This is a genomic window from Mesorhizobium sp. M0001 (assembly GCF_040324255.1).
In the GTDB taxonomy this organism is placed as follows: domain Bacteria; phylum Pseudomonadota; class Alphaproteobacteria; order Rhizobiales; family Rhizobiaceae; genus Mesorhizobium.
On record NZ_JAMYVS010000001.1, the window covers coordinates 338,354 to 362,711 of the forward strand.

Genomic DNA, 24,358 nt, shown 5'->3' on the forward strand with positions numbered 1-24,358 from the left:
TTTTTGCGGCGGACGAAAGAAATCGTAATTCTGACATGTCACACGTTTCTAGCTTGCGCTATGAAACGCTAGGAGTGCTGGAATGCGGATATCGGCGATATGGGGTGCGGTGTTGGTGGCGCTGGCCGGTGTCGGCCTAGCGCGCGCCGATGTGAAGATGAGCGGCTCCTTCGTGGCCGATGCTGCCTGTCCAGCAACGCAGGCAATCAAGAGCGGCAAGAACCCCGGCAATATCGCGACAACGGCTGGACAGAGCTACGACCTCCTGGCCGGCAACAAGGATGCGCCGACGCATTACCTCATCCGCGTGCCGGGCGCCGATCCTGAGCGTCGCTGGGTCAAGATCAGCTGCGGTCACGTCGCCGGCGGCAGCGCAGCCGCCCTGCCGGCCGCGCCCGCCGATCAGGGCAAGCCTGCGGCTTCGGGAAAACCCGAATATGTTTTCGCGCTGAGCTGGCAGCCGGCCTTCTGCGAAACCAAGTCGAGCAAGCCCGAATGCCAGGCGCAGACGGCGGGCGGCTTCGACGCGTCGCATTTCACGTTGCATGGGCTCTGGCCGCAGCCGAACGGCAATTTTTATTGCCAGGTGCCGGCGGGCGACAAGGCCAATGATAATCCGGCACATTGGGCCGACCTGCCGCCGGTCGATCTCGATGCCAATACGCGCGCCGAACTCGACCAGGTGATGCCCGGCACCGCATCCAAGCTCGAGCGGCATGAATGGACCAAGCACGGCACCTGCTACGGCAAGAGCCAGCAGGAGTATTTTGCCGAGGCGCTGAACCTGATGCGGGCGGTGAATGCCTCGCCTGTGCGCGAGCTCTTCACCAGGAACGTCGGCAAGCAGCTGACCTCGGACCAGATCCGCAGCGCCTTCGACAGCGCCTTCGGCAATGGAGCCGGCGCGCGGGTGCGTGTCTCCTGCCTGGTCGATCCGTCGAGCGGCAGGCGGCTGATCGGCGAGCTGACGCTCGGCCTGACCGGCCCGATCGGCCCCGACAGTTCGCTGGGCACTCTCATGCTCGCCTCGGCGCCGACGACCAAGGCGGGCTGTCCGAAGGGCTCGGTCGATGCGGCCGGGTTCCAGTAGGATATCCGTCTGTCGCTTGGCAGTGACGCGGTGATATGGTCTGGATGTGTTTCATTCGGCGGGGGTGGCGATGAGTGGCATGACATCAGGCGCGCTGGCGCGGCTGGCTTTCTGGGCCAGGGGGATGACCGCCATAAAAGACGGCCGCATGGAATGGCCGGGCTTTTCCTATACCGATGCCGAGTGGGCGCGCATGCGCGTGCTTGCCGCGCCGATCGGGGCAGGCCGCTACCAGCTGTTCACTTGGGTCAATGCCGCGATCTTCATCGCCATTGCCGCGCTCGGCATCGTCTGTGTCTTCCTGCCGCTGGCGACACTTTTGTTTCCGGTGCCGGCCGACACCAGCGCGCTCAAATTCTCGGCTCTGCTGGCGGCGTGTGCCTTTCTCATAATCGGGCTCGGCTTGCCGATCTCCATGCGCCTGTCGAGCGCGTTGGCCATCTCCCGGGAGATGCGCGCCGGTCTTGTCGGCGAAGCCGGTGACGAAGCGCTGGCAGCAAAAGTGTCTTGGCAGATCAACCGCATCATGCTGGTCATGTGCGGCCTGCTGGTGCCCGGCATTCTGTTGTTCATCGCTTATGACATCGACGCCAGTCCGATCATCACCACGCTGAAATGGCTGGCCATCGCGCTGATAGCCGTTTCAGTTGCGGTCGGCGCGTTGCAGCAGCGCAAGCGGAGCTGACAACCTTATCCGCTGACGCCACGTGTGGACAATGTCCAGGCACTGAGGTCTTCGGCATCGTCATGCGCTTCGCCGACGACGCGGTCACGCCCGGTGGATTTGGCCCTGTAGAGACGCTCGTCGGCAAGGGCGAAGAGATCGGCAAGCGAGGCTACGGTCTCGTCGACAGTGGCGATGCCGGCGCTGACGCTGATGTCGAACCGGTTTACGCACGCCTTGACGGCCTGGCGGAGGTTTTCTCCGAGCAACCTGGCGACCGCATGCGGCTGCGAGCAAAGGATGGCGAACTCCTCGCCGCCGATCCTGAAAACCTGATCGTGCGCGCCGGCCGCCTGGGTCAGTACCTGGGCGATCGATCTCAGCACCCTGTCGCCCTCGGCATGGCCGAAGCGATCGTTGATCGACTTGAAATGGTCGACGTCGACGATCAGCAGGCTGAGCGGCTGGGCCGTGCGCAAGCTGACAGCAACCAGACGTTCGCCGTCGCTGTCAAAGCGTCCCCTGTGCAAGAGGCCGGTGAGGCCGTCGCGGCCGACATGTTCGACCAGGGCTTCGTAGCGCTCGCGATAGGTCAACGTGTCGAAGACGTCGGACAGCCCGCGGGGTGCCACGACCTGACGCGTTTCGAACCATCTGAGGTAGGCGACAAGCATGGCGCTGTAGGCAAAAGCGGCACCCATCTTGGCCAACCAGCCGCCGAAGAAGACCGCAATCGGTGCGCCGGCGACGAAATGCAGGGCGGTGAAAAATCCGGCCTGGTCGAAGGTGAGCACGCAGGCGACGCAAATCAGGATGCGGGAGAACGGCGCCTTGCGCAGATAACGCCCGAGCTTTTCGTAAAGCAGGATGATCAGGATGGCGTCGATGAAGAGCAGCGTCGTGCCCCACACCATCAGCCAGCCCAACTGGTCGATGAAACCGATATCGGGAAGCTTGCCGTCGGAAAGGGCTGAAATATCGTGCAGGCGCAGGATCAGGACCAGCCCGATCATCAAGGCGTTGCCGAGCAAAAGGCCATAGATCGGCTGGCGCACCGTGGCCGCATCTTCCTTCATGTAGAGCAGAAGCAGCATCACCAGCTTGCCGGAAAACAGCACCGCCGAGCCTGGCGAGACCATGCCGAAGGGCAGGGCGACATAGAAGACGCTGGCGAGATAGGTTTCGAGGAAATGCATGGCGCCCAGCGCGCATACGAAGACGCCGAGGCCGATGCGATCCCTGAAGCGGAACAGCGTGACCATGACGCTGAAGTAGACGACCGCTTCGGCAAGGAGCAGGAAACTGTTCAGCACTACCTTCGGTCCGATCTCTACTTTCGATCGCGACAGGCCAGCGATCGATCCTGTTTTGACGCTGAAGGGTTAACCGGGGATTTCAACGCTCCCTACAACCGGCGGAAAACTTAACGTGCGGTGTACACCCGGCTTGAAATGGCAAAAGCGATTGCCGTTCGGCCCGGCATCGCCTACATAGCGGCCAACCTCCATTCAATCCGACATTTTCGGTCAATCATCAAGGAAAGCGCGCGTGGCACGCCAGTTCATCTATCACATGGCCGGCCTCAACAAGGCCTATGGCACCAAGAAGGTGCTTGAGAATGTCCATCTCTCCTTCTATCCCGACGCCAAGATCGGCATCCTCGGCCCCAACGGCTCGGGCAAGTCGACGATCCTCAAGATCATGGCCGGGCTCGACAAGGAGTGGAACGGCGAAGCGTGGCTCGCCGAAGGCGCCACCGTCGGCTATCTCGCGCAGGAGCCGGCGCTCGATGCCAACAAGACGGTGTTCGAGAACATCATGGAAGGCGTCGCCGCCAAGACCGCCATCATCGAGCGCTACAACGAATTGATGATGAACTACTCCGACGAGACGGCTGACGAGTCGGCCAAGCTCCAGGACGAGATGGACCGGTTGAACCTGTGGGATCTCGAACAGCAGGTCGAGATGGCGATGGAAGCGCTGGGCTGCCCGCCCAAGGATTCCGAGGTCACCAAGCTTTCGGGCGGTGAGCGCCGCCGCGTCGCGCTCTGCCAGCTGCTGCTGCGTCAGCCCGACCTCTTGCTGCTCGATGAACCGACCAACCATCTCGACGCCGAGACCACGGCGTGGCTGGAAAAACACCTGCGCGCCTATCCCGGCGCGGTGATGATCATCACCCACGATCGCTATTTCCTCGACAATGTCACCGGATGGATTCTCGAGCTCGATCGCGGCCGCGGCATCCCCTATGAGGGCAACTACACCAAGTACCTCGAAGCCAAGGCCAAGCGCCTCAAGCAGGAAGGTCGCGAGGACGACGCCCGCCAGCGCGCCATCGGTCGCGAACGCGAGTGGATCCAGTCCAGCCCGAAAGCCCGCCAGACCAAGTCCAAGGCGCGTATCCAGGCGTTCCAGGACCTGCTGGATGCAGCCGACAAGCGGCGGCCGAGCGATACGCAGATCGTCATTCCGCATGGCGAGCGGCTCGGCAATGTGGTGATCGAGGCGGAAGGCCTGTCGAAGGGCTTTGGCGACACGCTTTTGATCGAAGGCCTGGAATTCAAGCTGCCGCCGGGCGGCATCGTCGGTGTCATCGGCCCGAACGGCGCCGGCAAGACGACGCTGTTCCGCATGATCACCGGCCAGGAAACGCCGGATGCCGGCTCTGTCCGCATCGGCGAAACGGTGAAGCTCGGCTATGTCGACCAGAGCCGCGATGCGCTCGATCCGTCAAAGACGGTGTGGGAGGAGATTTCCGGCGGCGCAGAAGTGGTCAAGCTCGGCAAGTTCGAGGCCAACACGCGCGCCTATTGTGCGTCGTTCAACTTCCGTGGCGGCGACCAGCAGCAGAAGGTCGGCAACCTCTCCGGCGGCCAGCGCAACCGCGTGCATCTGGCAAAAATGCTGAAGACCGGTGGCAATGTGCTGCTGCTCGACGAGCCGACCAACGATCTCGACACAGAAACGCTGGCGGCGCTCGAAGACGCGCTGGAAAATTTTGGTGGCTGCGCCGTCATCATCTCGCATGATCGTATGTTCCTCGACCGTCTGGCCACGCACATCCTGGCCTTTGAAGGTGACAGTCATGTCGAATGGTTCGAGGGCAATTTCGAGGATTATGAGCAGGACAAGATCCGCCGGCTCGGCCCCGAGGCCGTCAACCCGCACCGCATGACCTACAAGAGGCTGACGCGGTAAGGGAGCAACCGGGGCGGCGAATTTCTCAACTGATACGAGGAAAGCTTGAATGACCGACTGGTCAGCCGCCCAATATCTGAAATTCGAGGATGAGCGCACGCGGCCCGCGCGCGATCTTGTTGCGCAGGTGCCGGTGGATTTCCCGCGCCGGGTCGTCGACATCGGCTGTGGGCCGGGTAATTCGACCGAGCTGCTGGTCGAGCGCTGGCCGGATGCCGAGGTGAGCGGTTTCGACACCTCGCCCGACATGATCGAGAAGGCGAGGGCGCGCCTGCCCAGCGTCAATTTCGACCTCGCCGATGCCTCGACGTGGCAGCCGGCCGAGCCGGTCAATGTCATCTTCGCCAATGCCGTGTTCCAGTGGCTGCCCACCCATCCGGCTGTGTTTCAGCGGCTGATGGGCTTTCTCGCCCCCGGTGGCGCGCTCGCCGTCCAGATGCCCGACAATCTGCTTGAGCCGTCGCATCAGGTGATGCGCGAGACGGCCGCCGAAATGCCGTTCGCCGCCAAGATGGCAGGTGCTGCGCGCGGACCGCTGCCGGCGGTGTCGTTCTATTATGATCTCTTGTCGCCGCTCTCCGACCGGGTGGATATCTGGCATACAGCCTACAATCATCCGCTGACCGACGCCGAGGCGATCGTCGAATGGGTGAAGTCGACGGGGCTGAAGCCTTTCCTCGATCCGCTGGACGCCGGCGAGCGCAAGACCTTCCTCGACAGCTACACGGCCAAGATCACCGAGGCCTATCCGAAGACCGCAAACGGCAAGGTGCTGCTGCGCTTTCCGCGTATCTTCATCGTCGCCAAGCGGGCCGGCTAGCACTCCCGATGACATCCGGCCACAGCCTATGGTTTAAGCCGGCGTAAACCGGTGGGGTGAGAAAAGTGTTGTGTCGCGCCCCTTCGTCGTTCACATGAGAACGACAACGCCTGCGCATGGACGGACTGGATATGCATCGCGTCATCATCAGCGGCATTGGCGTTGAAATCCCTGAAGCCAAGATCACCAATGAAGAACTGGTCGCCAGCTTCAATGCCTGGGTCGACACCGAGAATGCACGCCGGCAAGGCACGGATGAGACGCTGCTGCAGAAATCCGACAGCGCCTTCATCGTTCATGCCTCGGGCGTCCAGACCCGGCATGTGATCGAGCGCGAAGGCATTCTCGATCCGACCCGCATGGCGCCGCGCATTCCGGCGCGGCCCGACGATGCGCTGTCGCTGCAGGCCGAGTTCGGCGTCGCCGCAGCCAGGAAGGCGCTCGACCATGCCGGCCTGAAGCCGTCCGACATCGACCTGGTGATCTGCTCGGCCTCGCACCAGCAGCGGCCCTATCCGGCGATCGCCATCGAAATGCAGCAGGCGCTGGGCACCAAGGGCGCCGGCTTCGATATGGGGCTTGGTTGTTCATCGGCCGCGGCCGCCTTGCACATTGCGGCCAATCTGGTGCGGGCGGGCGCGCACAAACGCGTGCTGGTGGTCACGCCGGAGATCATCACCGGCCATCTCAATTTCCGCGACCGGCAGACGCATTTCATCTTCGGCGATGCGTCGGTGGCGATGGTGGTCGAGGGGCTGGCCAGGGGCGAGAAGCGGCCGGGGCGCTTCGAGGTGCTGGACACGCGCACCTGGACGCAGATGTCGAACAATATCCGCACCAATCTGGGCTATCACACCCGCACCGCCCAGGACGATCCTTACATGATCAACCTCGAAGGCAATCTGATCAAGCAGGTCGGCAACAAGGTGTTCAAGGAAGTCACCGTCGCCGGCCACAAATTCATTGTCGAATTCCTCGCCGAGCACGGGCTGACGCCGCAAGCCATCAGGCGCTTCTGGCTGCATCAGGCCAATGCGCGCATGAACGCCATGATCCTGAAACTGGCCTTCGGCCACGAGGTCGACCACGACCGCGCGCCGATGGTGCTGGAGCGGCTCGGCAACACCGCCGGCGCCGGCGCCATCATCGCGCTGTCGGAAAACCACGCCGACATGAAGCCCGGCGATTTCGGCGTGCTGTGCGCCTTCGGCGCCGGCTATTCGATCGGCGGCGCGCTTTTGCGGATGCTGTAATCAGGCCGGCATGAACGGCACCAGCATCGGTACGCTGCGGGCATAATCGTCATAGGCGTTGCCGAGTTCTCCGCGCAGAAAGCGTTCCTCCAGCCTTGCCTTCATGACGATGCCGATGGTGAGAGGAATCGCGCCGGCGATGCCCCAGACCGTGCCTTTGGCCGCCATTGTGGCAAGGATCGCCAGAAGCAGTCCGGTATAGATCGGGTGGCGGACCATTCTGTAGGGACCGGTGTCGACGACACGGTGTTCGGCCTTGGCCGTCACCGAAGCCGACCAGAAACGGCCGAGATGCAACCGCGCCCACCAGGCGAACAACAGGCCAACGGCAACAAGCCCTGCGCAGATCCACGCTTCGGCAAGGGTCGGAAACCAGAATCGCAGCCGGCCGGCATAGCCATGCGCGGGAATGAACAGCAGCACCGCGCCGAACAACCACAAAGCGCGATAGCGAAGCTCCTCCTGGATGCCGGCACGCTTTTTCGCCGGGTCGGCCCAGAAGGCGGCTAGAAACCAGGACACGACCCAGATCAGCCAAAGCAGCGCGATTGCAGTCCCGGGACGCATGGAAACCTCCGCAGACTTGTCTCACCATGAGGCCGGTGCAGCACGGCTGCAATGCGGCGCAGTACGATAGGATATGCGATCCGCGGTAAGAAGATCGTGATCGGCTGCCATCAGCCCGCTTGATCGGATCATCATTGCTTTGGACTGGACCGGGCTCATGGCTATCGCTAATGCGATCTTGCACAAGGAGTAAGCCATGCTGGATCTTTTCCCTGAGGCTCCGATCGAGATCATTTCAGCGCGAAAACTCGTAGCCAGGGTGACGGCGCTCTACGCCGCACCGTCGAATCACTTTCAGACGCGCCCAGTGGAAGCATTGCAGCTCGGTTTCGAAGGCATCGACGGCGACTTCCACGCCGGCGCCACCCGTCGTTCGGGCGGTCGCGAACCCTGGTATCCGCGCGGCACCGAAATCCGCAACGAGCGGCAGATATCAATCGTAGCCGCGGATGAACTCGCCGTCGTTGCCGAGCGGATGGGGCTGGCCGAGATCAAGCCGGAATGGATCGGCGCCAATCTGTTGATCGAAGGCGTGCCGCATCTCTCGATGCTGCCGTCAGGCACGCTGCTGTTCTTTAGAAGTGGCGTGACGATCAAGGTCGATGCGCAGAACGGGCCTTGCCGGCTTGCTGGACGTTCGATCGCCGAAAACGCCGAGATGGCCGATCGGGAGGCCGGCGCGCTGGCCTTCCCGAAGGCGGCGAAACGGCTGCGCGGCCTCGTTGCTTGGGTCGAGAAACCGGGTCGTATGACAACAGGGGAAGAGATCTCGGTGCGCGTGCCCGAGCAGTGGATTTATCGATCCTAGTACCGGGCTAGGGCACGGGCTGCGCCGCCGGGGCGACGCAGCCGGATTTCAAGACGCGCTCAGGCCGCCTTGCGGTTCTTCTTGGCGCCCTGCGCCTCGACGGAAACGTGGTCCCACTTTTCCCACAGCGCGATGCGGTTGGCGTATTCCTGCTTGATCATCGGTAGGCCGCCATCGCCGAAGAAGACGCGCAGCGGCGGCTCGGCCGCGTCGACGATTTCAAGCATCGCCGGTCCGGTGGCCTTGGGGTCGCCGGCGACCGAGTTGGCGCGGCGTTCCGCCATCTTGGCACGGGCCGGCGCGTAAGCCTCGATCGCTTTGGAGACCTTGGCCGAGGCGCCGGACCAATCGGTGGAGAAGCCGCCCGGTTCGACAAGCGTCACATGGATGCCGAATTCGGCGACCTCGATGCTGAGCGACTGGCTGAAGGCTTCGAGCGCCCATTTCGAGGCATGGTAAAGGCCGAGCGAGGCAAAGGCGTTGACGCCGCCGATCGACGAGATCTGCATGATATGGCCGGAGCCCTGCGCCCGCATGATCGGCAAAGCCGCCTGTGTGACCCAGAGCGCGCCGAACACATTGGTTTCGATCTGGTCGCGAGCTTCCTGTTCGCTGACTTCCTCGATGGCGCCGAAATGGCCATAGCCGGCATTGTTGATGACGACGTCGAGCCGGCCAAAGCGCTTGTGCGCCTCGGCGATGGCCGCATCGACAGCCTTCTTGTCGGTGACGTCGAGCTTGATCGCGGCGACATTATCGCCGTATTTCGCGACGAGATCGGCGAGCGTGCCGGCATCGCGCGCGGTTGCGGCGACACGGTCGCCGCGAGCGAGTGCGGCCTCGGCCCAGACTCGGCCAAAACCTTTCGACGATCCGGTGATGAACCAAACCTTGCTTGTCATGACGTGGAATCCTTGCCCATGCGGGCCGTGAACTGGGAAGCGGAGGCTTCTCCGCTTCCGCGATATACGGTGCGTCGAGCGATTTTCCAGAGGCGAGGGGGAATCTTTTTGGTCACGTCATCGTGTGGAGCAGGACCTTCGCCGGTCAGGGATAGCGCACCGGGCTCGACCAGGCCGGGTCGTCATGCTTTTGCCAGTAGAGCGCCATCAAGCGCTTTGTGATCCCGCCTATCTTGCCGTCGGCGACAGCAGCGCCGTCGATCACTGTCACCGGCATGATGCCGCCGGCGGTGGAAGTGATGAAGACTTCGTCGGCAGCCTTCAGCGCGGCAACGCTGACGTCGACGGCCGTGGTGGGAAGCGCTGCCTCGGCGCAGAGGTCGAAGACGGTGCGCCTGGTGATGCCGGGCAGCACGCCGGCGGCTGGCGTCGACAGCCTGCCGTCCTTGACGCAGAACACGTTGAAGCCGGGGCCTTCGGCGACATTGCCGTTGAAGTCGAGAATCAATGCGGTTTCGGCCCCACGGTCATAAGCGTCGTAGAGGCCGCGCACGAGGTCGAGCCAGTGGTAGTTCTTGATCGCCGGATCGATCGAGACCGGCGGAATGCGCACCTTGTCGCTAATGGCGACATGCAGGCCGCGCCGCAACTGCTCGGCATTGGCGACCGAGCCGAAGGGAACTGCGAAGGCCATGAAGCGGTTGACCGCCTGGCGCGGATCGCGGCTGAAGGTCGGCGAGGCGCCGCGTGTGCACAGCATTTCGACATAGGCGGCGCGATGGCCCGACAGCGCCACGCAATTGTGCAGAATCTCGGCCACACCATCGCGGTCGGACGGGATCGTCATGCGCAGTTCTTGCAAGCCGGCGAAGAAGCGGTCGAGATGCAGGTCGAGTCGGAAGAAGCTCCCGTCCCAGACATGCACGGTGTCGTAGGTGGCGTCGGAATGCAGGAAGCCCCAATCCAGCACCGAGATCTTGGCTTGCGACATCGGCAGATACTGACCATCGAGAAAGGCGATGCCGTCGGGATAGGAATGCGGATCGATATGGCGATCCGACAAAGCCGGCAATGGCACAATGCTACCGGCTGCTGCGCTTCGGTTCATGGCGATTGGTCCCTTCGGCTTGATGCGGCAGATTCAAGCTAGTGGTCCCCTGCAGGCGGCATAGGGCCACCCAACCATCGCTGTTTGTCCTAGGTAGCACATTCGATATGCCCTATGGTCCGGCTTGAAAATATCCGGCCGGGAGGGGCAAAATGGGCAGATCTTTTCGGACCATCAGCTTTGCAATTTTCCTCGTCTTCGTCACTGGCCATGCCTTCGCGCAATGCGCTCGCGAGGGCGAGGCGCTGTGCCAGAACGGCCAGACCTATCGTTGCGAGAAGACGGGCAGCGAGCTGACGCCGATCTTTCAGAACGTGCCTTGCGTGGTCAACGCGGCGGGGCTCAACGGCGTCTGGACCGGCAGCGGTCATCAAAGTCCGGCCGGTGCTGCCGGCGCCGATTGGGCGATCGCAATGACAATCGGCGGATCGTTGACCCAGATTTCTCGCGACGACAGTTCGGCGGAATACCGGGAAAACATCAGCTACGGCCAGGACAAGTGCATCGACGGTGGCGGCATCACCGTCCGATTTTTCAAAGGGAACCTGTCCTGGACCTGGGTTGGCCAGGCCGACGGCCAGCCCTACAATGCGGTTGCCGTATTGAAGCGACGGTAGCTGAAGTTATTCCTCTTCGTCCTCTGCATCGAGCAGGCGCGTGGCGCGCCAACGGGTCAGCACCATGTTTGTTTGCTCGATGACGAAGAACCGCGCCGAGTCGCGGTCATAGCCCTCGGCCAGCAGCTTTTCATAGTCGGTATGGCCGTGCCTGATATGGGCGATCGTCGCCAGCCAGACCGCGATGCCCGGCGGCAGCGTCTTCATGTGCACGGCGCCGGCCTCGGTGCGGATTTTCTCCATATCGGCATAGGGTGCCAGGGGCAGCAGTGCGGTCAGCGCCTTGGCGATGGCGCGGCGGCGGCCGGTGGGCGCGCTCATTTTTCGTCACGCCCGGCAATGGTCGCCTCGGGAAAGGCGTCGGTCGAGGCGAAATAGGGCTTGATGTCGATCACCGGGGTGCCGTCGAGCACATCGATGGCGTCGATGGCGATGCGGCCGTGGTCGATGTCGACGGCGATCAGGCCGGCGATATGCAGCCCGACTGGGTTCGGCCGGGCAGGGGAGCGCAGCGAGAAAACGCCTTTCGGCTCAGCCGCATGGCGGGGTCTCTGGACAATCAATGCCCGCGGCGCGTGATGCAGCCAGGACAGGATGACGATGTGGCTGGCCCGCTCCAGCGCAAGCAGGCCGTCGCGATAGGCAGGGTCGATGAGAACCGTGGCCGCCTGTCCGGCCTCGCGCGCCGCGCGCATGTTCTTTGGGCAGGTTTGCCTGGATTTCCATGGCGAGGCGATGCGGCCGATGAACACGATATGGCCATCCGCCGGCATGTCAGCCGGGTCAGTCTGCAGGAGCTTTTCGCCGTCGCGCTTCTCGAACATGGCTTTCGCCCTAGCACAAGTTTCCAGCCGATCGTCAGGGAAAAGCGGTTCTCTCAGGCGGGGATCATGTGTGCGGCATTTTCTTGTCAGGAAGCGACATAGGCCTTGCCATGTCGTCAAAGCTGACATAAACATATGTTTATATCTTTTTCAACGAGAACGCGCCGATGCATGTTTCGCTCGATACGATGGTTGATACGTTGAAGGCTGCGGCCGAATCGAGCCGGCTCCGCATCCTGGCGCTGCTGTCGCGCGGCGATCTCACCGTGTCCGACCTCACCGAGATCCTCAGCCAGTCGCAACCGCGGGTGTCGCGGCATTTGAAGCTGCTGCTGGAGGCCGGGTTGATCGGCCGCTACCAGGAGGGCTCGTGGGCCTTCTTCCGGCTGTCGGATACGGATTCCGCGCGCGACTTCGTCATGGGGCTGGTCTCTGGCATTCGCGGCGCCGATCCACAGGTCGAGCGCGATCTCGAGCGGTTGGCATCGGTCAAGCGCAAGCGCCAGGACCGTGCCGCCGAGTATTTCTCCGAGAACGCCGCCAGCTGGGATCACATCCGCTCGCTGCATGTGCCGGACCGCGCGGTGGAAGCCGCACTCCTCAAGCTGGTCGGCAAGCGGCCATTCCAGTCGATGCTAGACCTCGGCACCGGTACCGGGCGGCTGCTGGAGATATTTTCGCCGCTCTACCGGCGCGGTGTCGGCATCGACATGTCGCGCGAAATGCTGACGGTGGCGCGGGCCAATCTCGACAAGGCAGGCATCGCCAATGCCCAGGTCCGCCAAGGCGACATTTTCGCGCCGCCGGTCGAGCGCGACGCCTTCGACCTCGTCACCATCCATCAGGTGCTGCACTATCTGGACGATCCCGCCCGCGCCATCCGCGAGGCGGCAAGGCTGCTGCGCCCGTCGGGCCGGCTGGTGATCGTCGATTTCGCGCCGCATGCACTGGAATTCCTGCGCGACCTGCATGCGCATGTCAGGCTGGGCTTTTCCGACCGCCAGATCTCCGAATGGTTTGCCGATGCCGGGCTCGATCTCGAGGATGCCCAGGAATTCGAGCCGCGCGGCGGCAACGAAGCCAGGCTCACCGTCAAGCTGTGGCTCGGCCGCGACCGCCGCATGCTGATCGCCGAGCCTTCAAATGACACCCAACCCACCAAAGCGTACCCTATGGGGGAAATCGCCTGATGAACCAGTTCCGCTTTTCCCGCCGTCCCGACATTGGCGACAAGGTCCGCGTCTCCTTCGAGTTCTTCCCGCCGAAGACCGACGAGATGGAAGCCAGGCTCTGGGACACCGTCACCAGGCTGGAGCCGCTGAAGCCGAGATTCGTCTCGGTGACCTATGGCGCCGGCGGCTCGACGCGGGAGCGCACGGCGCGCACGGTCAAGCGCATCCTGAACGAGACGGCGCTGACGCCGGCGGCGCACATGACCTGCGTCGACGCCGCCCGCCATGAGGTCGATGCCGTCGTCCGCGAATTCGCCGATATGGGCGTGAAGCGCTTCGTTGCGTTGCGCGGCGATCCGGCGGCGGGTGTCGGTACGGCCTACCGGCCGCATCCCGATGGCTATGCCAATGGCGCCGAACTTGTCGGAGCGCTGAAGGACGCCGGCGATTTCGACATCTCGGTCTCGGCCTATCCCGAAAAGCATCCGGAAAGTCCGGACTTTGCCACCGACTTCGACATGCTGAAGCGCAAGGCCGACAATGGCGCGACGCGGGCGATCACCCAGTTCTTCTTCGACAACGATCTCTACGAGCGTTACGTCGAGAAGGCGCGCCGCGCCGGCATCTACATCCCGATCGTGCCCGGCATCCTGCCGGTGCACAATTTCACCCAGGTCGCCAATTTCTCCGCACGCTGCGGCGCGCTGGTGCCGGCATGGCTGGCCGAGCGGTTCGAAGGGCTGCACAACGATCCGCAGACGCATGCGCTCGTGGCGTCTGCCGTGGCGGCCGAGCAGGTGCTCGATCTCGTCGAGCGCGGCGTCAGCGACTTCCATTTCTACACCATGAACCGGGCCGACCTGGTGTTTGCCATCTGCCATATGATCGGCATCCGCTCCCACGAAACAGAGGCAGCTGGATCCGCCGCCGCCTGAGCTTCATCGTGGTATGAAATCTGAAATGCAAAAGGCCGGGCGAAACACCCGGCCTTTCGAATTTGTGGGCTATTGCTGCTGTTCTTCCGCTCCGGCGGTTACGGAAGAACACCTATGATAAGGGCGCCAATGAAGGCAAATGCAGCACAGATCATCAATGCGTTGATTGGCCTCGTAAGTCCCATGTCATAGTCTCCTCTTCAAGAGCTATGGGTGGAGTCTAGGGGCATTTGTGCCACAGGCAAGCGGAAAATATGCTGCAATGCGACGCGATTGTGGAATTTGCGACCTGCCACCTGTCGTTAGGCATTGAAACTCTTCGGCAAAAGCCGCTGGCAGCCTGTGAATAAATTGTGACGCGGCCGTGGCGAAAGCGAGGCATGGCAGCGCTACCAGACCTAAAGCGCGTCGTTGTCCCAAAACCGCTGCGCACTTTTGGTCGACAGGCATTAGCGCCGACCAAACAACCGCCCGTCGATCGTCAACAGGCCAAGCGCGATCAGTGCCATGCCGCAGAACTCGAACAGAGCGAGCCGCTCGCCGAGGAACAGGAGGCCGAGCAGGATGGCGCTGGCCGGGACGATGAGCGTGACCAGCGAGGCGTTGGTGGCGCCGGCCGAGGCGACGAGGTTGAAATAGAGGATGTAGGCGAAGGCGGTGGAGAGCAGCGCCAGCGCCAGCACCGCCGTCCAGACCGGCGGCGAGGCCGAGAACAGGCCGGCCGGGCCATAGGTGAGCAGCACCACCGGGATCATGATGATGGTCGACGCCGTCAATTGTCCGGTGGCGATGACCGGCGAGGGCACGCCCTTGAAGCGGCGGGCAATCATCAGCGCGACGGCGTATGACAGCGAGGCGCCGATCAGCGCGAATTTCGCCCAGACCGGGCCGCCGAGCCCGGCCAGCAGGCCGGGGCCGATCATGACAGCGGTGCCGGCGATGCCGAGCCCGATGCCGGCAAGCTTGTTCCAGGAGAGCTTTTCGTCCGCTGTCAGCGCGTTGGCGAGGATCAGCGTCCAGAACGGCGTCGTCGCATTGAGCACCGAGGCGACGCCGGCGCCAAGCGCGGTCTGGCCGGCAAAGATCAGCGAGAACGGGACGACATTGTTGGCGAGCGCCAAAAGGAAAAACAGGCCGGCATGCGGGAAGGCGAGGCGGAAGGACGGACCGCGAATGCCGAGATAGAGCTGCAGTGCAATGGCCGCAATGGCAACGCGAAACAGCACCAGCACCAGCGGGTGCATTTCGGCAACGGCGATGCGGGCAAAGAAGAACGAGCCGCCCCAGATGGCGCCGAGCAGCAGAAGCTGTCCCCAGTCCCTCAGCGTCATCGGTCCGCGCTGCACGGCTGTCGTGGCTATTGCCATCGTGAACGTCCTTCCCCGCGGCATCAATGCCAGCCACTCAGGCAGAAGGCATATCGGGTCCGGCGACAAGAGCCACCCGAAACCTGATTGCTGGCAACAATGCTGCCAGAGGGTGCGCCGCTGGGTCAGTGCCCGCCAGACACAGAATTGTTTTCTTTGGCCGCTAGCTTGGATTAATTGTGCGCAGCCGAGAAGTCAGGGGATTCGTCCATGCAGCGATTCGAGAATGCCCGCGAGGCGGCGCTGGCGCTTCGGCCGGACGATCCGGTCTACTGCTTTCGCCCGCAGGTGCTGAAGGCGGATGCCAAACAGTTCATGGGCATGTTTCCCGGCAAGACAGCCTACGCAGTCAAGACCAATGGCGAGCAGATCGTGCTGAAGGCGCTGGTCGAAGCCGGCGTCACCGCCTTCGATGTGGCCTCGCCCGGCGAGTTCGCCGCAGTGCGCGCCGTCTCACCCGACGCCGAGATGCTCTACATGCATCCGGTCAAGGCGCAGTCGGACATCAAGCTTGCGCTGGAAAAATACGCCATCCGCGTCATTTCGCTCGACCATGAGGACGAGATCACCAAGCTGACGCGGGTGGTGCGGGCGCTTGACATCGATCCGGGCTCCATCAGCGTGTTCGTGCGAATCCAGACCAAGGGTTCGGCGGCCTATGAACTGTCGAAGAAATTCGGCGCCGGGCCGGCCTATGCGGTGGAACTCGCCGAGCGGCTCAACCGCACCGGCTACAAGGTCGGCCTGTGCTTCCATGTCGGCAGCCAGATCGAGGATCCCGACACCTATGAACGGGCGCTGGCCTCCGCCGATTGGGTGCGCAACCGGCTGACCTTCGACATTGCGGGGCTCGATGTCGGCGGCGGCTTTCCCGCCGAGTACGGCCATGACCCCAATCGCAAGCAGATCGAGATGCCGTCGCTCGGCCAGATCATGTCGCGGCTGTCGGGCGACCTCAGGGAATACCAGTTCGACCAGATCCCGTTGGTGGCCGAGCCCGGCCGGGTGATCGTGGCGCGCTGCCTCTCGCTGATCGTGCGGGTGCTGCTGCGCAAGGGCAAGCGGCTCTACATCAATGACGGCATCTGGGCGTCGCTGTCGGATTCTTGGACCGGCAAGATCACACTGCCGGCCCGCTTCATCCCCGATCCGGCGATCCGCTCGCGCAATGGCGAGGAGAAGAACATCGTGCCGTTCAAGGTCTGCGGCGCGACCTGCGATTCCGTCGACATCCTGTCGCGGCCGTTCTGGCTGCCGGAAACCGTCGACACCGGCGACTGGATCGAGATCGGCCATATCGGTGCCTATTCGCTGTCGCTGAGAACCCGCTTCAACGGCTTTTATCCCGATACCTTCGTCGAGGTGACGACACCCTTCGATGAAGGCGATGCGCCGCAGGGATTCGCCAGCCTGGAGACAATGGCGGATTAGGCGACGCCTCCACCGGCCTGGATATTCTCGCCGGTCAGCCAGCGGGCCTCGTCGCTGGCCAGGAAGACCGCGACATCGGCAACGTCGCGGGGCGCGCCGATCCTGCCAAATGGAGACATGCCGGCCGCCACGGCGCGATCGCGCTCGGGAAGCAGGTCCGTGTCGGTGAAGCCAGGCGACAGCGCATTCACGGTGATGCCGCGCGGTCCGAGTTCACGCGAGAGCACACGGACGAATTGTTCGACGGCGCCCTTGCTGCCGAGATAGAGCGCCGTTTGCGTGAAGAACATCTTGGTGCCGCCGGTGGAGACCGCGATGATGCGGCCACCGTTTCGCACACGGCGCGCTGCTTCCTGAAGCACGAAGAAGGTGCCCTTGGCATTGGTGCCGAAGACATGGTCGAAATCGGCTTCGGTTGCCTCCGTCAGAGGCTTGATGACGGCGACGCCGACATTGGCAACCACGATGTCGATCGCGCCGAACTCACTCTCAGCCTCGTCAAACAGGCGATGAATATCCGAGACGCTTGATATGTCGGCCTGGACGGCGATCGCCTTTCCTCTCCTGCCGGCGATGGCGGCCACGACCTCGTCAGCGGCTTCGTGGTTGCCGACATAGTTGACGACGACGGCAGCGCCCTTGGAGGCGAGTCCTTCGGCGATGGCTCGCCCAATGCCGCGCGAACTGCCGGTGACGAGTGCGGTTTTGCCTTGCAAGGACTTGGGCATGATACGTTTCCTTCAATCATTCAGGCCCGTGCCGGTTTCATCTGACGGGTCCGCTAGTCGAGAAATAGGGCCATGCAACTGATCAGATAATGGCCTATTATCTGACTAGCTTGTTAATCTAGGGATACACAATGCGCGGTTCTGAATTCGCCGAGCTCAAGGCATTCGCCGCAATCGTGGAAGAGCGTAGTTTCGTCCGCGCCGCCGCCCGGCTGCGTGTTTCCCCGCCGGCGCTCAGCCAGTCGATTCGGCAACTGGAGGCTCGCATCGGCATCAGGTTGCTGAATCGCACGACGCGTAGTGTTTCACCCACTGGTGCCGGCGAGACGCTGTTTGCGCGCCTTGCCGTTGCGTTCGAAGAGCTGGAGGGCGCCGTAGCGGACATTCAAGCCGCGCGTGATCGGCCGGCGGGTTCGCTACGAATAAACGTGCCGCGTGTTGCCGCGGTGCGGTTCATCGGCCCGATCCTTGGCGACTTCCAACGCGCCTATCCTGATATCGCGCTGACCGTCATCGTCGACGATACGCTGACCGACATTGTTCGAGGACGGTTCGATGCCGGAATCAGGCTTGGCGAGCGGCTGGAGAAGGACATGGTGGCAGTGAAACTGAGCGGGGATTTGCAGATGGCGGCGGTGGCCGCTCCCGTCTATCTCGAAAATCGGGCCATACCGCGCCATCCGCAGGAGTTGCATCAGCACCAATGCATAACATTCCAGTGGCCTGGTGGCGGCAACCTCTATCGATGGGAGTTCGCGCGCGGCAAACGGTCTCTGGAAATCGCCGTCGAGGGCAGCCTGACTGTTAACGACACCGAGCTGATGCTGAACGCGGCGCTGGGTGGAGCAGGCGTTGCCTACATGATCGACTATCAGGTCCAGTCCTGGATCAATGCGGGCAGGCTCATGAGATTTCTAGAGCCCTGGTCGCCCAGCTTTCCAGGCTTCTTCCTGTATCACCCGAGTTCGAGGCACGTCCCCCCGGCTTTGCGGGCATTTATCGACTTCGTCCGGGCAAGGAGTAGGGAATAAGGAACCCAGCTTGGGCAGATTCTACTCACAGTTTCCCCAAAAGCTCCGGCGTCGGCCAGCCGTCGACCGGCATGCCGAGCCGCATCTGTTCCTTGCGGATGGCTTCGCGGGTGTTGGTGCCCAGAATGCCGTCGACGGTGCCGACGTCATAGCCCCTGGCTTCGAGCTTGGTCTGCAATTCCTTCATCTGGTCGCCATTGAGCCCGGTTTCGGGATTGCGCGGGTCGAACTGCTTTGCCCCGGCCAGCCGGCTGGCGAAGTTGGCGGCGGTCAGCGCGTAGGTGAAGGACTGGTTCCATTCGAGATAGACGTCGAAATTGTCGTAGGCGAGGAAGGCCGGACCTTTGCGGCCCATCGGCAGCGCCAGGCCGGCCTTCAGGCCATTGTCGATCAGCGGCGTGCCATCGGGATTAGTGACGCCCCACGCGGCCCATTGAGACAGCGGCAGCTTGTTGGTGCGGCCGGTCTGCTCCCAGGGCATGTCCTCGGGCACGCGCACTTCCTCGATCCACGGCTGGTCGCGTTTCCAGCCGCGCGACAGCACCTTGTTGGCCGTGGTCATGATCACGTCGGGTACGCTGCGCCTGAGGTCGACGATGCCGTCGCCGTCGCCGTCGACGCCGCGCGCGAGATAGTCGGAAGGCAGGATCTGCGTCTGGCCGATCTCGCCGGCCCAGGCGCCGGTGACGTCGGCCGGAACGACGCCGCGATCGATCAGCGTCAACAGCGGCAGCAGTTGCGGCCGAAACAGCTGCGGGCGGCGGCAGTCATGCGACAGCGTCACCAAGGCGCTCAGCGTGTGGAAATCGCCCTGTACGGCGCCGAAATCGGTCTCCAGCCCCCAGAAGGCGGTGATGATCGGCGCCTGGACACCGAACTGCTGGTCGGCGCGCGCAAAGATTTCGGCGTATTTCTTCAGATTGGCCGCGCCCTGCTTCAGCCGGTAGGCCGAGATCATGCGGTTGGAGAACTGAATGAAGGTCTGGGCGAAGACGCCCTGGGCGCGGTCACGCGCGAGCACCTTGTCGTCGATGGTGGCGGCCTCCAGCGCGTTAAGGCCGACAGCGCCGACACCGGCTGCCTTGGCTTCCGCCGCCACGCCTTGCTTCCAGGTTTCGAAGTCGCCGCCGCATTCCTGCGCCGCCGCCGGCATCGCCGTAGCGCCGAGCAGCAGGGCCGCGAGCAGCCCGGAGCGCAGGCGGCTCTTCGACTGTTTCCGGCGTAAATATCCCAGTGGCTGCAGGTAGGTGCGCATGGGACGTCGAAAAGCAGGCGGTAGAGCCGGTGTCAACGGGTGTTCTGCCGCAGCCACTTTTTCCAGGCTGCCTCAGTGCCGTTGAAGACGTTGATATCGGACTTGCCGTTCATGCCGGGCACGATACCGGTTCCGGTGTATTGCCAGAAGGTGAAAGGGTGGCTGCCGTACCTCTGGCGGGGGTGGCCGGCCACCGAGCGCAGCCAGTAGGGATAGCCGCGGAAGGTCGCAAGGTCGTTATCGTCGAAGAAGTCGACCGAGGTGTAGATGATCGGCTTCTTGCCATAGTGCCGCTCGATCATCTCGAGAAAGGTGGTCATTTCGGCCCGCACCGTCGCTGAATCCGGGCGCAGCCGGCAGGTCGGCGATTGCGGGTTCCACTCCATGTCGAGCACCGGCGGCATGGCCGAGCGGTCGACGGGCACGTTCTGGATGAACCAGCGCGCCTGGGTGGCGGCAGGCGTGCAGAAATAGAAGAAATGGTAGGCCGCGCGCGGAATGCCATTGGCCTTGGTGCGCGACCAATGCTCGTTGAAATACTCGTCGAAACGGTCGCCGCCCTCGGTCGCCTTGATGAAGGCGAAGGAGATGCCGCTGGCCTTGGCCGTCGGCCAGTCGACCGAGGTCTGGTATTTGGAGACGTCGGTGCCGTGAACGGCATAGTTCCAAGGCGCGCCGCTATCCCATTCATGCGGCTTGGAGTCTTCGAAACGCGGTGCGCGCACGGCAACCGTCGGGCTGCTGGATGGCGACATCGAGGGCACGAGATCGCCGGCGGTCGAGCAGGCGGCCAGCAGCGTCAACGTGATGAGGGCCGCGAAACGGCGCATCGCATTTCCCGAGCCGGAATCAGCCGGTCGCTGTTGGGTTGTCGTTGCAGGTGCCCCTCAGGCGATCGCCCCACAGCATCGCCTGATACGCTATTTTCGTGCATGTCGTTGTTCCAAAACCGCTGCGCACTTTTGGGCGACATGCACCAGTGATCGCCGATCATGGTTGATAACAGGTTGACGGCGCTCGACAAGAACACCGATTTTGCGGAAGCAATGGCGGCAAATCGATGACATAAATCGGGCCGCAAGCCACGGGCAGCGGAAAAGCAGGGACGGAAAGATGCGGATCGCCGTGAAGATCATCAAATGGCTGCTCGGCCTGGTCGTGTTGGCCATAGCCGCCCTGTTTACCTGGCTCTACGTCGCGCCGCCCGAACTGATCCGCGTCGGTTCCGGCTATTCCGCCAAGATTGTCTGCTCGAATGTTTTTATCGCCGGCCGTGATCCCAATGAGGTGCTTGCCATCGACGTGCAGGCGCCCGGCCATCCGCTTCTCAGGCTGATGAAGGTGTCGGTCGACAAGAACAGGGGGACCGTCTCGGCCGGGCTGCTTGGCTTCCTCGGCAAGAGCGTTGCTGTTGCGCGCGCCGGCCTGGGTTGCGCCTCGGTTCCTGATGGCGACGTCGGCAAGGCACGGCGCACGTCAATCCCTGCCGAGGCGTCGGCGGCCACCAAGGGCGATCTGTGGCCCGAGGGAGATCGAGTCGATGCCTCGCAAAATCCCGAAATCAACAAGATCCTCGACGGTGCGGCGATGACCGGCATCGGCATGCGCGCCGTGGTGGTGGTCAAAAATGGCCGCATTGTTGCGGAGCGTTATGGCGACGGCTTTTCGGCGAAAACGCCGCTGCTGGGCTGGTCGATGACCAAGACAGTCAACGCCGCGCTCGTCGGCACGCTGGTCAAGGACGGCAAGATGGCGGTGACCAATCAGGGCCTGTTCGGCTCATGGAAGGCGGACGGCCGCGCCGCCATCAGCCTTGCCGATATGATGGCGATGTCGAGCGGACTCGAGTTCAACGAGGATTATGGCGACGTTGCCGATGTGACGCGCATGCTCTACCTCGAACCGGATATGGCGGGCTTCGCCGAGGCCAAGCCGCTGACCGGCGACGTCGGCAAGGTCTTTTCCTATTCGAGCGGCACGGCGGTGATGCTGTCGCGGCTGTGGCAGGATGCTATCGGCGACAAGGACAAGGCGCTGATGTGGCCAAGGGCAGCGCTGTTCGGGCCGCTCGGCATGCAAAGCGCGGTGCTCGAAACCGACGAGGAGGGTACCTTTGTCGGCTCATCCTACCTCTATGCCACGGGGCATGACTGGGCGCGGTTCGGCCAATTCCTGCTGCAGGGCGGCGTCTGGAACGGCAACCAGATCCTGCCGGCCGGTTTCGTCGACTGGATGCGCGAACCGGCACCGGCCTCGAAAGTCTACGGCAAGGGGCAACTTTGGATCGAAGCCCCGGGGGACGAAGGAAATCCCGGCGCCGGCGTCGCCGCCGGCCTGCCCAACGATACCTACTGGATGGAGGGCCATGACGGCCAGACGGTCGCCATCATCCCGTCGGAGCAACTGGTGGTGGTGCGGCTGGGGTTGACGCCGGCCAAGCTCGGCTACCGGCCGCAGGTGATGGTCGGCGCGCTGATGAAGGCACTGCGCTAGCTCCCTTTACCCTCCCCTTGATGGGGAGGGTCGGCGCGTAGCGCCGGGGCGGGGTGCCTGGCCACCCGCGCCTTCGGCGCGGCCTCCCCCATCGAGGGGGAGGTAAGAGTGCGCGATCTTGACGACCGCCAGCCAGGCATAGCCGCGATAAAGCGCGCGGAAACAGAAGCTTGCGCCGGTTCGCCGAGATTCCGATTCCAAGACTTCGCGCAATGATTCACGTGGCGTGACATGGAATTTCTTGAGCCAGCCGCGCAGCAATGTCCGGAACCAGTTGGGCAAGCCTTCCTGCTGGCCGAAATCGACGACATGCAGCGAGCCGCCGGGTGCGAGTGCCGCAAGGGCTGCTGAAACCGTCTTTTCCCAGCCGGGGATCATCGACAGCGAATAGGACACGAAGATGCGGTCGAAGCGCTCGATGCCGAACAGCGTCTTGGCGTCGAAATCGGTGGCGTCGCCGCGCGCCAGCACGGCGCGGCCGGACAGGCCGTCGCGGCCGATCGCCTTGCTCGCCGTCTCCAGCATCTCGGCCGAGATGTCGAGGCCGTAGAGGCGGGCGTCGGGATAGCGGCGGGCGGCAAGCGCGATGTTGCGGCCGGTGCCGCAGCCAAGTTCGAGCACTCTGCCATTCGCCGGCACATCCAGCCCGGCTATCATCTGGTCGCGGCCAAGCAGATAGTATTTGCGGGTCAGGTCGTAGATATGGCGTTGCCAGCGATAGACGCCGTCCATCAGTTCGGCATGGTCGGCCGGCAGCTCGCTCGCGCTCATGCCGCGCGCTTCACATAGAGGTGGAAGCCGCCATAGATGGCCGAGCGGTCGCGGGCCGAACAGTCGCGCGAGGCCTCGTCCTCGTAGGTCCACTGGTCGAGCAGCGAGATCGAGACGCGGCCCGGCAGCAGGCTGGGCTCGGCGGCGGTACGGAAGATGACTCGGGCGCCGACCGAGGCGGTGCGGGTGATCTCCGACCAAAGGGCATTGAGCTGGTCGTTCGTCATCCAGTCCTGCGCGTCGAGCAGGACGAAACGATCGACGGTGCCTGCGTCCTTGCCGGCCAGAAATTCGATCAGATTGGCGTGGTGGATGCCGACGCGATCGACATTGTTGCGGATCGCCTTGTAGTTGGCCTCTTCTAGATAGGCGGGCAGGGCGGCCTCACCCGGATTGGGATAGCGACGGGCGAAGGCTTGCCAAGCGAAGTAGTTGTTCTTCAGCGGAAAATCGCAAGCGAGCTTTTCCAGCCGGGCCTTCAGCACGCTGGCCATCGAACCATCGCCCGAGGTGATCAGCGAATCGTACTGCGCCGGCGGAATGCCGAGGCCGAACAGCGAAGCCTTGCGCGAGGTAGCCCAGCGCAACAGCTTCTTGTCGAAGACCGGCGCCAGCTCTTCGTTGAAGAAGCGGCGCTGGTCGGCGAGGCTCTTCGACGCCATGATACCGGCGGGATCGACGCCGAAGAATTTGGCGATGCGGTGGCCCATGGCGATGAACAGGCCGAGCAGGCCGGTCTGGTAGAAATTGCGGTCGAAGACGGTGATGCGCCGGCGGCCGGGCCAGCTGCGACGCTCCCAATAGTGGCGGCTGACCGGGTCGAGATGCGGCGCGATGAAGCGGTCATAGGCTTGCGAATTGTGGCTGGTGCCGGCGGCGCCGAAGAAACGGAACAGATCGCCCTGCGAGGGCAGATGCCGCACCGCCTCCAGCTTCATCCGGTTCAAGGCGATGTGGGCGGCGTTGAGGTCGACCGCATCGACGCGTTCAGGCGAGCGGGTGAGGTAGGCGAGGATGTTGCAGCCGCCCGACGCTATGGTGACGACGCGGTGACCCTGGCCAAGCTGCATGGCCTCCATGTCGACTTCAGGGTCTTCCCAGATCTGCGGATAGACGAGACCGGAAAACAAGAGGGCGAACAGCCGCTCCGAGATGCCGGCCTTCGACAGCGGGCGGTTCTGGTAGACGGCTTTTCCAACTTCCTTGCCGCGGCGAAAAACGAGATCCGAGGAGACGTCCGTCATGGCAAAGTGATTCCCCATTTGCTTTGCCGCAAGCGGGTAACTCAGGGGCATGACAGGCGGGTGACAGCCTGTTGACGCGA

The 24,358-nt window shown here is 63.2% G+C and carries 24 protein-coding genes; 12 read left to right on the forward strand and 12 right to left on the reverse strand.

Going from position 1 to position 24,358, the window contains the following annotated elements; all coding sequences use genetic code 11:
• Nucleotides 1-82: 82 nt before the first annotated feature.
• Entirely contained in the window at nucleotides 83-1,090 is a 1,008-nt protein-coding gene (locus tag NKK50_RS01575) for a ribonuclease T2 family protein (RefSeq protein ID WP_023833916.1), read from the forward strand.
• Nucleotides 1,091-1,160: 70 nt separating this feature from the next.
• A complete protein-coding gene (locus NKK50_RS01580; protein WP_155923541.1) occupies nucleotides 1,161-1,775 on the forward strand; it encodes a hypothetical protein in 615 nt (204 codons plus the stop codon).
• Between the two features lie 5 nt (nucleotides 1,776-1,780).
• Here NKK50_RS01580 and NKK50_RS01585 read toward each other — a convergent pair whose 3' ends face one another.
• Nucleotides 1,781-3,067, reverse strand: coding sequence for a GGDEF domain-containing protein (locus tag NKK50_RS01585; protein WP_023725380.1), 1,287 nt, complete (start codon nucleotides 3,065-3,067; stop codon nucleotides 1,781-1,783).
• 235 nt (nucleotides 3,068-3,302) lie between these two features.
• On the opposite strand from NKK50_RS01585, the gene ettA reads away from it, so the two are divergent.
• The 3 genes from ettA (at nucleotide 3,303) to NKK50_RS01600 (ending at nucleotide 7,025) form a co-directional block, all read left to right on the forward strand.
• The gene (gene ettA, locus NKK50_RS01590; RefSeq protein WP_023688009.1) at nucleotides 3,303-4,952 is read left to right on the forward strand and encodes an energy-dependent translational throttle protein EttA; all 1,650 of its coding nucleotides are present in this window, start codon (nucleotides 3,303-3,305) and stop codon (nucleotides 4,950-4,952) included.
• A 49-nt stretch (nucleotides 4,953-5,001) separates the two neighbouring features.
• Nucleotides 5,002-5,772 carry a trans-aconitate 2-methyltransferase gene (tam, locus tag NKK50_RS01595; protein ID WP_023682165.1) on the forward strand — a complete coding sequence of 257 codons (771 nt, stop codon included), beginning with the start codon at nucleotides 5,002-5,004 and terminating at the stop codon, nucleotides 5,770-5,772.
• A gap of 131 nt (nucleotides 5,773-5,903) precedes the next feature.
• A complete protein-coding gene (locus NKK50_RS01600) occupies nucleotides 5,904-7,025 on the forward strand; it encodes a beta-ketoacyl-ACP synthase III (protein ID WP_023833915.1) in 1,122 nt (373 codons plus the stop codon).
• Here the strand turns inward: NKK50_RS01600 and NKK50_RS01605 are convergent, their stop codons facing one another.
• Complete coding sequence (locus NKK50_RS01605; RefSeq protein WP_023823181.1) at nucleotides 7,026-7,592, reverse strand: methyltransferase family protein; 567 nt, start codon at nucleotides 7,590-7,592, stop codon at nucleotides 7,026-7,028. It abuts the gene before it with no gap.
• A 196-nt stretch (nucleotides 7,593-7,788) separates the two neighbouring features.
• On the opposite strand from NKK50_RS01605, the gene NKK50_RS01610 reads away from it, so the two are divergent.
• Entirely contained in the window at nucleotides 7,789-8,400 is a 612-nt protein-coding gene (locus NKK50_RS01610) for an MOSC domain-containing protein (RefSeq protein ID WP_023697036.1), read from the forward strand.
• Between the two features lie 59 nt (nucleotides 8,401-8,459).
• Here the strand turns inward: NKK50_RS01610 and NKK50_RS01615 are convergent, their stop codons facing one another.
• Together NKK50_RS01615 and NKK50_RS01620 are read right to left on the reverse strand one after the other, a co-directional pair.
• Nucleotides 8,460-9,302, reverse strand: coding sequence for an SDR family oxidoreductase (locus NKK50_RS01615; RefSeq protein ID WP_023833914.1), 843 nt, complete (start codon nucleotides 9,300-9,302; stop codon nucleotides 8,460-8,462).
• 145 nt (nucleotides 9,303-9,447) lie between these two features.
• Nucleotides 9,448-10,410, reverse strand: a complete 963-nt coding sequence (locus NKK50_RS01620; RefSeq protein WP_023749907.1) for a D-amino acid aminotransferase — start codon at nucleotides 10,408-10,410, stop codon at nucleotides 9,448-9,450.
• Between the two features lie 152 nt (nucleotides 10,411-10,562).
• Between NKK50_RS01620 and NKK50_RS01625 the strand changes: the two genes are divergently transcribed.
• Nucleotides 10,563-11,027: a hypothetical protein gene (locus NKK50_RS01625; protein ID WP_352543044.1), complete on the forward strand. Its 465-nt coding sequence runs from the start codon at nucleotides 10,563-10,565 to the stop codon at nucleotides 11,025-11,027.
• Between the two features lie 6 nt (nucleotides 11,028-11,033).
• On the opposite strand, the gene NKK50_RS01630 is transcribed toward NKK50_RS01625, so the two are convergent.
• On the reverse strand, nucleotides 11,034-11,348 hold the full coding sequence (locus NKK50_RS01630) for a DUF2293 domain-containing protein (RefSeq protein WP_023668245.1): 315 nt from the start codon (nucleotides 11,346-11,348) through the stop codon (nucleotides 11,034-11,036).
• Complete coding sequence (tsaA, locus tag NKK50_RS01635) at nucleotides 11,345-11,851, reverse strand: tRNA (N6-threonylcarbamoyladenosine(37)-N6)-methyltransferase TrmO (protein WP_023714782.1); 507 nt, start codon at nucleotides 11,849-11,851, stop codon at nucleotides 11,345-11,347. The genes NKK50_RS01630 and tsaA overlap by 4 nt, the downstream gene beginning before the upstream one ends.
• A 167-nt stretch (nucleotides 11,852-12,018) precedes the next feature.
• On the opposite strand from tsaA, the gene NKK50_RS01640 reads away from it, so the two are divergent.
• Entirely contained in the window at nucleotides 12,019-13,041 is a 1,023-nt protein-coding gene (locus tag NKK50_RS01640) for an ArsR/SmtB family transcription factor (protein ID WP_023833913.1), read from the forward strand.
• Nucleotides 13,041-13,958 (forward strand): methylenetetrahydrofolate reductase [NAD(P)H], encoded by a 918-nt coding sequence (metF, locus tag NKK50_RS01645; protein ID WP_023690856.1) that lies wholly within the window; start codon nucleotides 13,041-13,043, stop codon nucleotides 13,956-13,958. The genes NKK50_RS01640 and metF overlap by 1 nt, the downstream gene beginning before the upstream one ends.
• A gap of 449 nt (nucleotides 13,959-14,407) precedes the next feature.
• Here the strand turns inward: metF and NKK50_RS01650 are convergent, their stop codons facing one another.
• Complete coding sequence (locus tag NKK50_RS01650; protein ID WP_023699616.1) at nucleotides 14,408-15,325, reverse strand: DMT family transporter; 918 nt, start codon at nucleotides 15,323-15,325, stop codon at nucleotides 14,408-14,410.
• Between the two features lie 210 nt (nucleotides 15,326-15,535).
• Between NKK50_RS01650 and NKK50_RS01655 the strand changes: the two genes are divergently transcribed.
• Nucleotides 15,536-16,756 (forward strand): alanine racemase, encoded by a 1,221-nt coding sequence (locus NKK50_RS01655; protein ID WP_023668250.1) that lies wholly within the window; start codon nucleotides 15,536-15,538, stop codon nucleotides 16,754-16,756.
• Here NKK50_RS01655 and NKK50_RS01660 read toward each other — a convergent pair.
• Nucleotides 16,753-17,484, reverse strand: coding sequence for an SDR family oxidoreductase (locus NKK50_RS01660; RefSeq protein ID WP_023682154.1), 732 nt, complete (start codon nucleotides 17,482-17,484; stop codon nucleotides 16,753-16,755). The genes NKK50_RS01655 and NKK50_RS01660 overlap by 4 nt on opposite strands.
• Before the next feature lie 131 nt (nucleotides 17,485-17,615).
• Between NKK50_RS01660 and NKK50_RS01665 the strand changes: the two genes are divergently transcribed.
• Nucleotides 17,616-18,515 (forward strand): LysR family transcriptional regulator, encoded by a 900-nt coding sequence (locus NKK50_RS01665; protein WP_023682153.1) that lies wholly within the window; start codon nucleotides 17,616-17,618, stop codon nucleotides 18,513-18,515.
• 25 nt (nucleotides 18,516-18,540) lie between these two features.
• Here the strand turns inward: NKK50_RS01665 and NKK50_RS01670 are convergent, their stop codons facing one another.
• Both NKK50_RS01670 and NKK50_RS01675 read right to left on the reverse strand, forming a co-directional pair.
• Nucleotides 18,541-19,770, reverse strand: coding sequence for a lytic murein transglycosylase (locus NKK50_RS01670; RefSeq protein WP_023682152.1), 1,230 nt, complete (start codon nucleotides 19,768-19,770; stop codon nucleotides 18,541-18,543).
• 32 nt (nucleotides 19,771-19,802) lie between these two features.
• Nucleotides 19,803-20,600 (reverse strand): glycoside hydrolase family 25 protein, encoded by a 798-nt coding sequence (locus NKK50_RS01675; RefSeq protein ID WP_023833911.1) that lies wholly within the window; start codon nucleotides 20,598-20,600, stop codon nucleotides 19,803-19,805.
• Between the two features lie 283 nt (nucleotides 20,601-20,883).
• Between NKK50_RS01675 and NKK50_RS01680 the strand changes: the two genes are divergently transcribed.
• The gene (locus NKK50_RS01680; protein WP_023690860.1) at nucleotides 20,884-22,263 is read left to right on the forward strand and encodes a serine hydrolase domain-containing protein; all 1,380 of its coding nucleotides are present in this window, start codon (nucleotides 20,884-20,886) and stop codon (nucleotides 22,261-22,263) included.
• Between the two features lie 6 nt (nucleotides 22,264-22,269).
• On the opposite strand, the gene NKK50_RS01685 is transcribed toward NKK50_RS01680, so the two are convergent.
• Nucleotides 22,270-23,034 carry a class I SAM-dependent methyltransferase gene (locus tag NKK50_RS01685; protein WP_352543045.1) on the reverse strand — a complete coding sequence of 255 codons (765 nt, stop codon included), beginning with the start codon at nucleotides 23,032-23,034 and terminating at the stop codon, nucleotides 22,270-22,272.
• Nucleotides 23,031-24,329, reverse strand: a complete 1,299-nt coding sequence (locus NKK50_RS01690; RefSeq protein ID WP_352543046.1) for a BtaA family protein — start codon at nucleotides 24,327-24,329, stop codon at nucleotides 23,031-23,033. Before NKK50_RS01690 ends, NKK50_RS01685 begins: the two co-directional genes overlap by 4 nt.
• Between the last annotated feature and the right edge of the window lie 29 nt (nucleotides 24,330-24,358).